Source organism: Agarivorans albus (assembly GCF_019670105.1).
Classification (GTDB): domain Bacteria; phylum Pseudomonadota; class Gammaproteobacteria; order Enterobacterales; family Celerinatantimonadaceae; genus Agarivorans; species Agarivorans albus.
In genome coordinates this window covers 4,347,061-4,360,422 of the sequence record NZ_AP023032.1, presented here as the reverse complement: position 1 = coordinate 4,360,422, position 13,362 = coordinate 4,347,061, and the positions used below count along the sequence as shown (strand labels likewise).

General features: G+C 44.0%; 13 protein-coding genes. 11 read left to right on the top strand and 2 right to left on the bottom strand.

Annotation, left to right across the window (positions count from 1 at the left end; all coding sequences use genetic code 11):
• Positions 1–83 precede the first annotated feature (83 nt).
• Positions 84–1,565: a ketol-acid reductoisomerase gene (gene ilvC, locus K5620_RS19750; protein ID WP_016401927.1), complete on the bottom strand. Its 1,482-nt coding sequence runs from the start codon at positions 1,563–1,565 to the stop codon at positions 84–86.
• A gap of 214 nt (positions 1,566–1,779) precedes the next feature.
• Between ilvC and ilvY the strand changes: the two genes are divergently transcribed.
• The 10 genes from ilvY to K5620_RS19700 all read left to right on the top strand — a co-directional run bounded on the left by ilvY (position 1,780) and on the right by K5620_RS19700 (position 8,908).
• Complete coding sequence (gene ilvY, locus K5620_RS19745) at positions 1,780–2,661, top strand: HTH-type transcriptional activator IlvY (protein WP_016401926.1); 882 nt, start codon at positions 1,780–1,782, stop codon at positions 2,659–2,661.
• 10 nt (positions 2,662–2,671) lie between these two features.
• On the top strand, positions 2,672–3,145 hold the full coding sequence (gene ybaK, locus K5620_RS19740) for a Cys-tRNA(Pro) deacylase (RefSeq protein ID WP_016401925.1): 474 nt from the start codon (positions 2,672–2,674) through the stop codon (positions 3,143–3,145).
• Positions 3,146–3,173: 28 nt separating this feature from the next.
• Complete coding sequence (locus K5620_RS19735) at positions 3,174–3,911, top strand: substrate-binding periplasmic protein (protein WP_040307211.1); 738 nt, start codon at positions 3,174–3,176, stop codon at positions 3,909–3,911.
• Positions 3,912–3,979: 68 nt separating this feature from the next.
• Positions 3,980–4,234, top strand: a complete 255-nt coding sequence (gene ubiK / locus K5620_RS19730) for a ubiquinone biosynthesis accessory factor UbiK (protein WP_016401923.1) — start codon at positions 3,980–3,982, stop codon at positions 4,232–4,234.
• Between the two features lie 458 nt (positions 4,235–4,692).
• The gene (locus tag K5620_RS19725; RefSeq protein WP_016401922.1) at positions 4,693–5,403 is read left to right on the top strand and encodes a hypothetical protein; all 711 of its coding nucleotides are present in this window, start codon (positions 4,693–4,695) and stop codon (positions 5,401–5,403) included.
• Positions 5,404–5,479: 76 nt separating this feature from the next.
• Entirely contained in the window at positions 5,480–6,031 is a 552-nt protein-coding gene (locus tag K5620_RS19720) for a carbohydrate binding domain-containing protein (protein WP_016401921.1), read from the top strand.
• A gap of 41 nt (positions 6,032–6,072) precedes the next feature.
• The gene (locus K5620_RS19715; protein ID WP_016401920.1) at positions 6,073–6,582 is read left to right on the top strand and encodes a carbohydrate binding domain-containing protein; all 510 of its coding nucleotides are present in this window, start codon (positions 6,073–6,075) and stop codon (positions 6,580–6,582) included.
• A gap of 429 nt (positions 6,583–7,011) precedes the next feature.
• Positions 7,012–7,764: a hypothetical protein gene (locus tag K5620_RS19710; RefSeq protein ID WP_016401919.1), complete on the top strand. Its 753-nt coding sequence runs from the start codon at positions 7,012–7,014 to the stop codon at positions 7,762–7,764.
• A 63-nt stretch (positions 7,765–7,827) separates the two neighbouring features.
• Positions 7,828–8,367, top strand: coding sequence for a carbohydrate binding domain-containing protein (locus K5620_RS19705; RefSeq protein WP_016401918.1), 540 nt, complete (start codon positions 7,828–7,830; stop codon positions 8,365–8,367).
• A gap of 31 nt (positions 8,368–8,398) precedes the next feature.
• Positions 8,399–8,908, top strand: a complete 510-nt coding sequence (locus K5620_RS19700; RefSeq protein ID WP_016401917.1) for a carbohydrate binding domain-containing protein — start codon at positions 8,399–8,401, stop codon at positions 8,906–8,908.
• 157 nt (positions 8,909–9,065) lie between these two features.
• Here the strand turns inward: K5620_RS19700 and K5620_RS19695 are convergent, their stop codons facing one another.
• Positions 9,066–10,745 (bottom strand): PKD domain-containing protein, encoded by a 1,680-nt coding sequence (locus K5620_RS19695; RefSeq protein ID WP_016401916.1) that lies wholly within the window; start codon positions 10,743–10,745, stop codon positions 9,066–9,068.
• Between the two features lie 468 nt (positions 10,746–11,213).
• Here K5620_RS19695 and K5620_RS19690 point away from each other — a divergent pair, with 468 nt between their 5' ends.
• A complete protein-coding gene (locus tag K5620_RS19690; RefSeq protein ID WP_016401915.1) occupies positions 11,214–13,295 on the top strand; it encodes a glycoside hydrolase family 52 protein in 2,082 nt (693 codons plus the stop codon).
• The last annotated feature ends 67 nt before the right edge of the window (positions 13,296–13,362 follow it).

Genomic DNA, 13,362 nt, shown 5'->3' with positions numbered 1-13,362 from the left:
TATAAAACAAAAAGCCCTGAGCATTGCTCAGGGCTTTTTAATTTCAACGCTTAGCCAGTCGTCACTGGCCAAAAGCGAGAAGATTAACCACCTACGGCGATTTTCTTCATGTCAGTCATGTAGCCGCGTAGTTTCTTACCTACAACTTCTACAGGATGATTACGTAGTGCTTCGTTTACTTCGATTAGGCGAGCGTTATCAACGCCGTTGCTTTGCTCTTCAAAGCCTTTACCGATGTACTCTAGGCTGATGTTGTTCACGGTGTCGCGCAATAGTGGCACAGCAGCGTGAGAGAATAGGTAACAACCGTATTCTGCAGTATCAGAGATAACTACGTTCATTTCGTATAAACGCTTACGTGCAATGGTGTTAGCAATTAGCGGAGTCTCGTGTAGTGACTCGTAGTAAGCACTTTCTTCGATGATGCCTGCAGCAACCATAGTTTCGAATGCTAGCTCAACACCGGCTTTAACTAGGGCAACTAAGATGATGCCTTTGTCGAAGAATTCTTGTTCAGTGATTTCTACGTCAGATACTGGTGCGTTTTCAAAACCGCTTTCGCCAGTTTCTTCGCGCCACTTAAGCAAGTTAACGTCGTCGTTCGCCCAGTCTTTCATCATGGTTGATGAGAACTCACCTTCAATGATGTCGTCCATGTGCTTTTCAAACAATGGGCGCATTAGGTCTTTAAGTTCGTCGGCTAGGTCGAAACATTTGATTTTAGCTGGGTTAGATAGGCGATCTACCATGTTGGTAATGCCACCGTGCTTAAGTGCTTCGGTTACTGTTTCCCAACCAAACTGGATAAGTTTAGCGGCGTAACCTGGCTCAATGCCTTCGGCAACCATTTTGTCGTAACCTAAGATAGCACCAGTTTGTAGCACACCACAAAGGATGGTTTGCTCACCCATAAGGTCAGATTTAACTTCAGCTACGAAAGAAGACTCTAGTACACCAGCGCGGTCACCACCGGTTGCAGAAGCGTAAGCTTTAGCAATAGCAAGGCCGTTACCTTGAGGGTCGTTTTCTGGGTGAACAGCGATTAGGGTTGGAACACCAAAACCACGTTTGTATTCTTCACGTACTTCAGTACCTGGACACTTAGGTGCAACCATTACTACGGTAATGTCTTCACGTACTTGCATGCCTTCTTCAACAATGTTGAAGCCGTGCGAGTATGCTAGGGTAGAACCTTGCTTCATAAGTGGCATTACAGTTTCAACAACGTTGCTGTGCTGCTTGTCTGGAGTTAGGTTAAGAACCATATCCGCTTGTGGGATAAGCTCTTCGTAAGTACCTACTTTAAAACCGTTGTCGGTAGCTTGAACAAAAGAAGCACGCTTCTCTTTAATAGCAGCATCGCGTAAAGCGTAAGAAATGTTTAGGCCAGAATCACGCATGTTTAGACCTTGGTTTAGGCCTTGAGCACCACAACCAACAACTACGATGTTCCAGTCTTTAATAAAGTTACAACCATCAGCAAATTCGCTGCGATCCATAAAACGACATTTACCTAATTGCTCTAGCTTTTGGCGTAGGCTTAGGGTGTTGAAATAATTAGCCATGTTCGACTCCGTAAAAATAGCGTTAATCAAATGATGATGGTTTTGTTGTGTTTACGAGATCCCGATGCACTTCTTTTATGAGCGCGTTTCTTTATACCTGTCTCGTGATGGGCTCAATATAAACCGAAAGGTGCATTGCGTAAAATGATGATTTTGGGATATTGTATTGCAGAAAGTGAAATAGTGATTTTATTAGTTAGCTAAGGAGTATGCCGTGGATGTTCGAAGCGTAGAGCTGTTTTTGCATTTAAGCCACAGCTTGCACTTTGCTAAAACTAGCCAGTCTATGCATGTGAGTGCGTCAACTTTAAGCCGTGTGATTCAGCGGCTTGAGGATGAGTTAGGCAGTGCCTTGTTTACTCGTGATAAACGTAGTGTGCACCTCACGCAAGCGGGGCAGCGCTTTCGTAGCTTTGCCGAAAATTGGTTAGAGCAATGGCGTATGTTGCAAATGGATTTATCTTTGCAGTCTAGCGAGTTGGCTGGTGAACTCACCTTATATTGTTCGGTTACTGCCAGTTATAGCCACTTGCCAGATATTCTAGATAAGTACCGTTTATCTTGCCCAAATGCCGACATTAAGTTGGCCACGGGTGATGTTGCTATGGCGGTAGATAAGGTAGCCAATGGTGAGGTCGATATTGCTATTGCGGCGCGGCCCGAGCAGCTACCCTTAAACATGGCTTTTGCCAGTATTAGTAAAATTCCTTTATCGATTATTGGCCCTACCGTGTCGTGCAATGTGCGTAAGTTGTTAGAGCGTAACCCTATTGCTTGGGATCAAGTCCCTTTTATTTTACCGGAGCATGGCCCAGCACGAGCACGTATTGATCATTGGTTTAAGGCAATGCGTATTACGCCTAATGTGTATGCCAAGGTTGCTGGTCATGAAGCGATTGTGAGCATGGTGGCCTTGGGCAGTGGAGTGGGGATTGCGCCAGAGGTAGTGGTAGATAACAGCCCAGTTCGAGAGCGTATTCAAAGTATTGCAGTAGGGGTAGAGCTTGAACCTTTTGATTTGGGGATCTGTATGTTATCAAGAAGGTTGCACGAGCCGCTGATGCAGCGATTTTGGCAAATAGCCGCACGAAACTAAGGTAGTAGCGATGACTCCCGCAGTACAACAACTTAAAAAAGCTAAACAAGATTTTCAGTTGCTGGAATACAAGAGTGACCCGCAGCAAGCCAATTTTGGCCAAGCTAGCGCTGAAAAATTGGGTTTAGCCGAAGAGCTGGTATTTAAAACCTTAGTGGCCTGTGACGACAGCAACCCCAAAAACATGGTGGTGGCGATAGTTCCGGTAAGCGGCCAACTTGATTTAAAGGCGCTGGCGAAAGCAGCTAGCATTAAGAAGATGCGCATGGCAGAAGTGCCAATTGCTGAGCGAACCACGGGTTACGTTAAAGGGGGCATTAGCCCCTTTGGTCAAAAAAAGCGATTGCCTACGTTTATTGATAGTAGTGCCGAGCAATTTGCTGAAGTAGTGGTAAGTGCTGGTAAGCGAGGACTGTCTTTGCAACTTAAAGCCAGTGTGTTGCAAACCGTGTTGGGTGCGCAGTTTGCTAAACTTAGCCAATAACAGGCGATATAACTATATAAGGGTTTGGATGCGGCTACTGTGTTGCTTACTACTGTTAGTGAATTGGAATGTGCTGGCCACAGATCTTGCACCTGCCAAGTTTTCGACCAGCTTGGTAAAGCCTTGGGGCTACAAAAGCACTGACTTACATGAACAGGGCCTGTTAGTTCAGTTTACACGTGCGCTTGCCAGCGAAGCTGAGCTTCCCTTTAATAATGTTATGCGGCCCTATCCAAGAGTGATTAAAGAAATTAAATCTGGCACCGCCGACTTTGCGGTAATGTTTGCTAGCCCTAAAGCTGAACAAATTGCCGTGGATTTAGGTCAAGTGGTTACAGTGAAAGTGGTTGCTATTGCCAATGCCGGAGAGCAGCCAATAAATAACATTAAACAGCTAAATGGCAAAAGGGTGGGGGTGATTCGTGGCGCTGCTTATGGCCCTGATATTGACGACAATCCCAATATTGAACGAGTTAGCTTTAATGATACTGCGCAAGGTATTCAGATGTTATTACTGGAGCGTATAGATGTAATGGTAGCCACCAATTACTCGATCAATCATTCTTTGCAAGAGCTCTACATCGAGCCAGAACGTATTACTCCGGTGTATCACCTTGCTACTCGTTACGGCAATTTGTACTGGTCGCGGGCGTCCAATCAAATGGAGCAAGCTAAGCGTTTGCAAACAGCACTTAATCGCCTGCGAGAGCAAGGCGTACTCGATGATATATTTGCTATAGATGCAGTGCTGGCTAAACAGAACTAATAGTCAGCTTGCTAGCTTGAGCCAATAAAACAGCTTCTATACAATGAGGCCAAATAAAGGAGATAACCATGATTAACCCGGCCAAAATTGAAGAGATAGCTAAGCAAGTTAGCGATATGGTGCCGCCAGGATTGAAAAATGCCGGCGATGAGTTTGAGCGTAAAGTAAAACAAGTGATTCAAGCAAAGTTGAGTCAACTTGATGTGGTTAATCGCGAAGACTTTGATGTGCAGACTCAGGTGTTATTACGTACTCGTGAAAAACTAACTGCATTGGAGCAAAAGGTCGCGGAAATGGAAGAAAAACTTAACGCTAAAGATTAAATAGCGATTTTTAAGTCTTTGATAAAGCAGAACTATTAATTCTGCTTTTTTGTTTCTTGATTTTGTTTTGGGCTTATGAAAATTCTTTCACACTATGAAAGTTGCGAAATATACCCTCTAGAATACTGTGATTTTTAGTAAATGCGTTGTGAATTTATATGCTTACTTTATTCAAGGTTTTTGATGATTAAATATCAAACATGTTAATGAAATCGCTTACATGAGTGAATTAAAGCTTTTTAAAAACAGCATGTTATGTTTTTAGTAATAGCTTTGCAATTTGATTCATTATTTTTAGTTATTTGTTGATGTAATCATCGATATTGAATTTTATGTCGTGTTAGCGCTTACATTGTGATCATTATCGTTTTTTTGGCTGCTGGCCAACCCTAGGATAATTTCCATAGGCAACAAGGAACACGGACCTACTGCCTTATCAAATTCACAGGGAGATGAGCATGAGCAAAAACGCAATTTTTAAAATCACGATGTTAGCTGGCGCAGTTGCATTAGCCGGTTGTACCGATTCAATTGAAGATCCAGTAGAGCCACCAGTAGAGCCACCAGAAGGTGATGTCTTAGTAGTTATCGATGATGGCGCTACAGCATCTGGCATGGGCGTACTTGTTGGTCACGCTCCTGCATACAGCAAAAATGCTTTAGCAAAAGATGAAACTTATACTGATGACGGTTTCTCTGTTGCCCCAGCTGCCAATGGTGATGAATATGTTTGGGAAGTAACCACAAACAGTTCTCACGGCGAGTCATACTTTATCGTTGGTGGAGATACGCCAATGGATATGACCGAATACGCGAACGGCGTACTGTTATTCGACATGTCAGTAACTAACGCAACCGCTACTGGTAGCACTAGCCACCAAATCGTAATGCAAACTAACGGCGGAGCAACCGACTACTTAGACCGTAACGTATTTTTCTTTGGCCAAGATCTACTAGCCACTGAAGAATCTGCAGGTTGGAAAACCTTTGCTGTTAAGCTGAGCTGTTTTGCTCCAGATGCAGCAGGTAACTTCGATATTACTAACGTTCACGAAATCTTTCGTTTAGACATTCGAAACGAAGCTGTGACCTATGAGCTAGGCACAGTGAAGTACGAAGCTGATGAAACAATGATCCCAGACGGCGCCGTTGAGTGGACTTGTAGTTAATCACAGCTAGACTGAGCGCGCACAGTAGCATTACCGTGCGCGTTTTATGGATATATGGCTCATAAGGAATATGAAAATGAAAGGTTTTTATGTTTTTTTTACTGCCCTTGCTAGTTGTTTTTTAGTGGCGTGTGCCAATACAGAAAACTCCGGGAGCGGCAGCGAAGATGATCAATTCGCAATTCCAATGATGGTCACCTATACCCTTAACAATGGTAAAGGCTGGGACAAAGTAAGTGCCGGTTTGCAAGGTTGGGGAGATGGTGTTGCTGATTTCAGTTTAGCGAATGAACAAGCCAATATTAGAGTTAAAAAGAAAGCGAGTAATCCTTGGCATATTCAAATAAAGCGTCCCGTGGCTTTATTAGAAGATATGAAATATGAATTAAGTGTTGAGGCTTCTGCCAGTGAGCCAAGCAATATGGTGATTGCTGTTCAACAAAATTACGGTGAGTACATTACTTATTTCTATCGTACGGAATTGGTTGGCACCGATAGCAAACTGTATACCTACGAATTCACCATGCCCAATGACGAGAGGAAGGGAACTTTTTCTATTATGTTTGGCGAGGCTGACCGTGGGGTGAGCTACAGCCTAAGTAATATCAAACTGAATTCCACCTACTAGTCATTTTTATTAGACAGCTTTTTACAGTACAGGAATAAATCATGACATTACTTAAATCCTTAGCATTAGCAGCCGGTTTGTTTACCGTTGCAACAGGTGTAACAGCAGCAAGCTTAGATATTAGCTTGGATAGTGGAAATCGATGGGACCAGGTTAATGCTGGTGACGACGGATGGGGTGATGGCTCTGGTGCTTTTAGTTTTAATGGTGAAACCGCTACGGTAACCGTTAATGATAAAGCCAGTAACCCTTGGCATATTCAACTTAAGCGCCCACGAGTGAAATTAGAGAAAGGCCAAACTTATAATATTACTGCTGAAGTAACCGCTACTGAGAAAAGCCCATTAACTATTATTGTGCAAAAAGACTCTGGCGATTATGCAACTTACTATGCGGAAGATTTATCGGTAAGCCCTAATGCTCAAACATTTGATTTAACTTTTAAAGCGCCTAAAAGTGATTCCAAAGCGGCCTTTGCATTTTTTGTAGGTGGCGGAAAACCTGGTGTAACTTATAGCTTTAAAAATATTCGCCTAAAGAGTGCGAATTAGTTTTTAACAAAACTGCGGGCACCTTGCTAATAATCCCAAAAGCAAACTCCGACAACTTAAGTAACAGCTTGATTAGCTACATGTTGTTACTTAGCTCGCATCTTTGTTTACTCCCCGCACCTTCTGCGGGGATTTTTTATGAAACAGTTTTAGTCACCTAATAACAAAGGCTTACGGTTTTATTTGCAGCCTAGTTTTATTGGTTATTGGTAAGGTTAACATCACTTCTATAAGTACTTGTTGAGTTTATTGCTCGACATTTTTTCGGATTATTTGACCCGCTTTGTATTATTTTATGATTCTTTATGAATCCCTTTTCATATAGCGTTTAGGCTGTTTTTTATTTTATTTTCCTCGTTAACATGGCTCCCGCTGGCTCAATTGGTGAATTCACTAATTGACCTTTAACAATTTCAAAGGGAAATGAATATGAGTAAAAAAACAGTTTTTAAAGTAGCTATGTTAGCGGGTGCTGTTGCACTGGCTGGTTGCACGGATGCTATTGAAGAAACACCAGTGGCGCCACCAGTAGACGAGACGCCGGTAGAGCCACCTGTAAGTGAAGCTTTAGTTATTCTTAATGATGGAACTGCAGCCACCAACTTCTCTGTTATGGTTGGCTCAAACTCAGATTCCTATAACCGCCAAGTATTGGCACGCGGTGAAGGCTACCCTAAAACGGATTCTTTACAGGTAACTGCAAAAGAGACTGGCGGCATTGCAACTTGGCAAGTTGATACTTTCTCGGCTGGCGAAGATGGCCCAGCTGAAGTGTACTTTATTGTGGGTAGCGCAGAGAACCAGCTAGATCTTAGCGAATACCAAAATGGGTTGTTGTTAATTGACCTGTCGGTATTGGTGGCTACCACTAGCGAAACTTCTCACCAGATCTTCATGCAAACCAATACTGATGCCGGCGAAGACTACAAAAATCGCCAAGCTTTTTACTTTAGCCAGGCGCAATTAGCCGACCTTGAAGCCGACGGTTGGACAACTGTAGCGGTACCTATGAGCTGTTTCTCGATACAGGACGCCACCGGTGCATTTGATATTACAAAAGTGAACGATTTAATGAGCTTTGATATTCGTGGTAACGAGAGCGTTAGCTACGAAATTGGAAAAGTGGCTTTTGAGAAAACAGTAACAGTGCCAGCTGGCGCGGTTGAGTGGTCTTGTGAGTAACTAATTGCTAGTTAACCACGCGAGCTAAAGTGCTAGCGTGGTTTAACAAAGAGGAATATGAAGATGAAAGGTTTTTATGTTTTTATTGCTGTTGTTAGCGCTGTTTTTTTAGCGGCTTGTGCAAGTACCACCTCGGAGCCAGAGGCACAAATTTCTCCGTCAATCATGGTGACTTACACCCTCAATGATGGCAAAGACTGGGAAAAAATAAGCGCAGGCCTGCAAGGTTGGGGAGATGGTGTTGCAGATTTTAGTCTCGCTAATGAACAGGCCAATGTTCGAATAAAGAAACAAGCCAGTAATCTTTGGCATATTCAGCTTAAACGCCCTTTGTATTTGTTTGAAGATACAAAGTACGAAATCTCTGTGGAGGCTTCGGCCAGTGAACCTAGCAACCTTAGTTTTACGGTACAGCAAGATGGCGGAGAGTACACAACTTACTTCCAACGCACTGAATTAGTTGGTGTAGAGAAAAAGCTATATAGCTATGAATTCACCATGCCTAACGATGAGAAACATGCAGCTTTTGCAATTATGTTTGGCGAAGGGCGACCGGGTGTGAGTTATAGCCTTAACAATATTAAGTTTAATTCAACTTATTAGAGCGTTGGGCACCCAACTTAAGGAACCAATTATGAATTTTCTAAAGCCTTTTATTTTAGCGTTTGGCTTAGTAACCGTGGCCACATCGGGCTACGCCGCAAGCCTAGACATTGCCTTAGATGGAGGTAAACGTTGGGAGCCAGTGAATGCCGGGACCGATGGTTGGGGCGATGGCTCTGGCCGTTTTAATTTTAGCGGCAATAGCGTCACTATTACCATAGAAGACAAAGCCAGTAACCCTTGGCAGATCCAATTAAAGCGTCCGAGAGTAAACCTGACAAAAGGGCAGGTTTATCAAATAGTGGCTGAAGTAAGCGCAAGCAAGCAAAGCCCACTGACTATTATGTTGCAAAAAGATTCGGGTGATTACGCAACATATTTTGCCGAAGATGTTGCAGTAAATAATACACCCAAACAAATTGATATTAGTTTTACCGCAGACCACTCTGATCCTAAAACGGCTTTTGCATTTTTTGTTGGAGGAGCAGAGCCGGGCGTGAGTTATACGTTTAAGAACATTCGTTTAACGAGTGTGAATTAAGTTTGAACAAGCTGTAGGCGCCTTGCTCATAATCCCATAGCAAACTCCGACAACAACCGCTGTTAGTGTGACTCTATCAGTGGTTCAGCCTACAACTTTGTTTCCTCCCCGCCTCCTTCCTGCGGGGAGTTTTTTCTATTAGCGTTTGGTCATTTTTCTAGTTAGAACTTACCGCTATGGTACGGGTAAAACTGTCTTGGTCGTTGGATTGATCCGTGACGGTTAAAGCCACTTGGTAACTGCCTTCAGCAAACACATGCGAAGGATTAGCCAAGTTTGAGCTGCTGCCATCGCCAAAGTCCCAATGCCAACTCACTACCGCACTGGTGCTGCGGCTATTGTCGCTAAACTGAATGCCTTCCTCATTTGCTTGATAGCGATAGTGGCTTAATACACCTTCATCAAACAGTTTTATCTTCACTGTTTTAAAGGCTTGATTCACATCATCAGCAGCATAACCTGCCGCTAGTGCTTGTTGCTTGATACAGTGGGCGGCGCTTTCAAGGCTTAAGTTTGGTTGCCAGCAATGTTTAGCAGCATTCACATAAACTTGGTAAGTTGGCGCAATTCCCCACTTATTTGCCAGAAGGTAGAAGGGGTAACTTAGCATGCCAATACGCAGGTAGTAGTTGTCTCCTGCATCCTCATAATCTAGATAACTGGCAATAGCACCACCTTCTGTTTCGATTTGATCTAACTGGCGGGTATAACCGGCTGATTCTTCACCATGAACCCATACATCATCACCGCCGCTAAAGGCATGTTTCACCATGACTCCAGATATGTCGGCAAAGGCTTCATGCACTGTTTGCGCATCTACGCTAATGTTCTGCTCAAATCCATCAAGCGGACTAATTCTATTTAACACCCCGTGGGCTACTTCATGGGCGATATGATCGAGAGTCGCTAAATTTAGAAACAGAGGAACTCCATCGCTAAAGTTGGCGTAAGCGCCATCCCAAAAAATATACTGGGAGGATTGGCTACCGTAATGCACTCTAATGCGCAATTTGTCTGCCAAAGGCGGTTCTTTGAGTTGCTCTAAGAATACCTTGTATACAACTGTGCCGTAGAACATGGCGTCATTAATGGCCGAGTAAGTCCATATGCCCTGATCATCGGCTAAGGGTTTGTGAGTATTAACCGGGTTGTCGCTGCACAAAAACTCATAGGCAGGGTAGGCTTGCTCGTTGGCTGTTAACGCCGCTTGCGCGCCATCGTGGGCACGAGGGTCGGTTTGATTTTGCATATCAACCACACTGACTATGCCATTATCAAAAATACATACTCCGCCTTGATGATCAATGCGTTGCACGGCAATGTGTGGGCGGTCGTCGCCATATTGCCATGGGGTTAAGTAGCTCCCCCCTGGTCCGGATAATTGTGCATTACCTTTAAAGTCGTGAAATTGAACAAGTGTGCCTTGCTCAGACAGACCTTGAGCATTAGCTGGGTGCAATACTAGCGCGCTGGTATTTGCTGGAATACTGCTTTGTGGTGGTAGTGCAATAGAATAGGGGTTATTGGCGCTGCTTTTAAACCATGCTTCACCGCTGGCTTGTCCATTTTCATCGGCCCAATAAACCCACACCGAATCTGCAGCTGCATTAGGATTTTCAGTTTGTTGGTTTAGCGTGATGGCTATAGTGCCAGTTAACAAACCTGCATCCGGGTGAGTATCAAGGATATAGGCATTGCCAATATTGTTTTGCGGCACTTGAGCCACAGGCTCTGGGGCCGCAGCTTCGCTTCCTCCACCGCCACAGGCAGCGAGTACTATGGCGCTTAGCAGGCTAACAGTAATTTTTATCGATAAGTATTTATTGAATAGGGGCATTGGCGCAGAATCCTTTTTAGCCTGTTGATGCGTCCGAGCAAGGTTGGGGTCTTCAATATACAGTACTGATAGAAATTTGATTATGGCTTCAGAGGCTTTATTGTAAGGCTTTGTCAGCTGTGCTTAGCAATCTCTAGCTACTATTTAGCATCTTATTCCTAGCTAAGGTGAAGTCGCTTGCGGCGTTTGTTTTGCCACATGCCTTTACGTTTTTTCAATCTGCTATTTCCTTATGTCATAAAGCCCCAGCTTTTTATGACAGAACTCAAATCTTGCCGCTTATTTCTTTGAATCACTTATCTAGCTTGGGTAGATTAAATCTCATGAAAGCGCTTACACTGTTTTGTAGCTCTGTTAGCGCTAACAGTTTTGACTAATCTTGGTCGCTAAAATGCGTGGATTTCGCTAATTATTTAAAGTAATTGGTGAGGTTTAGCTTGCCGGCGCCTTAATTCCTTGGGAGTTATTATGGAACAAAATCAGCAGTTTTTTCATGCACACCACTCGCCTATGGGCGCGTTAGCGAGTTTTACAGTAGGGGAGTTTGGCGAGCATGGAGGAATGGGGCTGGAGTTAGGAGCGCCTTTTGCCGGTAACGTATTTGTGGGTTATCAAGACGGTGAAGGTGTAGTTAACGCGTTTCCATTTTATAAAGGTGCCAACGATCAAAGTGAACGCTATGTGCAAAAGGATGATACTTCTAGCTTAACGGAACGCTTGTTTGACGATATCCAGCGTGATTATGCTTGGGCTAGCGATACGTTTGCCGCACCTGGTATTTCTTTTAAGGTGTTGAGTCCGTTTTTTGAAGTGCCTGATCCGAGCTTGGCAGAACACAAAAAGCTTAAACAAGCTAGCTGTCCTGCAGTATATGTTGAGCTGAGTTTTAATAATGCTTCCGATAAAGACTGGACCGGTTTTTTTGCCCTGCAAGGTGACGAATTACGCTGGAACAAACTATTAGATGGCGATGCCAATGGCATGGTAGGGGTAACCTGTCGTGACAGCATCGGTATTGCTACACAAACCCCGGGCGCACGTGCTTTTAGCCACTTTTCTGTGCAAAGTGCCTTGAGCAAAATGGGAAATAATGACTGCTTTATGTTAGGCCCCACTGCTGGGGTAATGATTGACGTGAAAGCCGGTGAAACAGTTACGCTGCGTTTAGCGCTAGGCTTTTACTTGGGCGGAAATGTTACTTTTAACCGCGCTATGCAATATTACTACACCCAGCATTTTACTGGCTTAACCGATGTGCTTGCTTACGGCCTAGAGCACTTTGACAGCTATGCAGCTATCGCTGAGGCGTCAGACAAGCAGCTACGTGCGAGCAAGCTAAATAGTCATCAGCAGTTTTTGTTAGCGCATGCTACCCGCAGTTATTACGGCTCTACTCAGTGGTTATTTGATGGCACCGAGCCAGTCTGGGTGGTTAATGAAGGCGAGTATTTGATGATGAATACCCTCGACCTAACCGTTGATATGCTGTTTTTTGAGATGCAGCAAAACCCGTGGACCGTGAAAAACACCTTAGAACAATTCCTTAAGCAATATAGTTTTTATGACGAGATCTTCGATCCGGCTAAGCCAGAGCAAAACTATAAGGGTGGTATCTCATTCACTCACGACATGGGTGTATCGAATAACTGGAGTCCAAAAGGCCACAGTTCTTATGAGGTCGCCGGTTTAGACCGTGTGTGCTTTAGTCACATGACCTATGAGCAGCTAACCAACTGGGTATTGTGTTGTGGGGTTTACATAAGCAAAACCAATGACCAAGATTTTGCCATTGAGCAGCGCGGTACTTTAATTGATTGTTTGCAGTCTTTGCTTAATCGTGACCACCCAGATGCTGAGCTGCGCGATGGCATTATGAGCTTTGAGTCAGCTCGCACTGAGCAAGGCGGCGAGATTACCACCTACGATTCACTCGATCACAGTTTAGGCCAAGCGCGTGGCAATATTTACCTAGCAGGTAAGAGTTGGGCAGCGTATTTAGCCATTGCTAAAGTGTTGCAAGATCTGGGTGAAAGCGAGCAAGCAGAGATTGCTCTCGCCGCCGCTAAACGTTGCGCCGATAAGTTAAGCAACAGCTTTGATACGCAACTCGGCTATATTCCTGCAGTGCTTGATGGGCATTCCACCAGTGCCATTATTCCAGCTATTGAAGCCATAGTTTACCCTTATGAGATGGGTTTGTTAGAGGCTGTGTCAGAACAAGGCCCTTATGGGGAATACATTAAAGTACTTAAAACTCATCTAAAATACATATTAAATGATGAGCATTGTTTATACCCTGATGGCGCATGGAAGCTCTCATCAACCGCCGATAACTCTTGGGTAAGTAAAATTTATTTAAACCAATACGTTGCGCGTAAAGTATTAAACATTGACCTAGCCAATAGCGTGGAAGCCGATGCTGCTCACCAACGTTGGCAAACACTAGGTGCAAGCAAACACGCATGTTGCGATCAGTTCAGTTCGGGTAAGCCAATAGGTAGTTTGTATTATCCGCGCTGTGTGACCAACATCCTATGGTTGAACGAATAATTAGTACCACTGCAAATATTCTTGGCTTAGCGCTAGCCGCTAAGCCAAGTTACAGGTACTAATACTC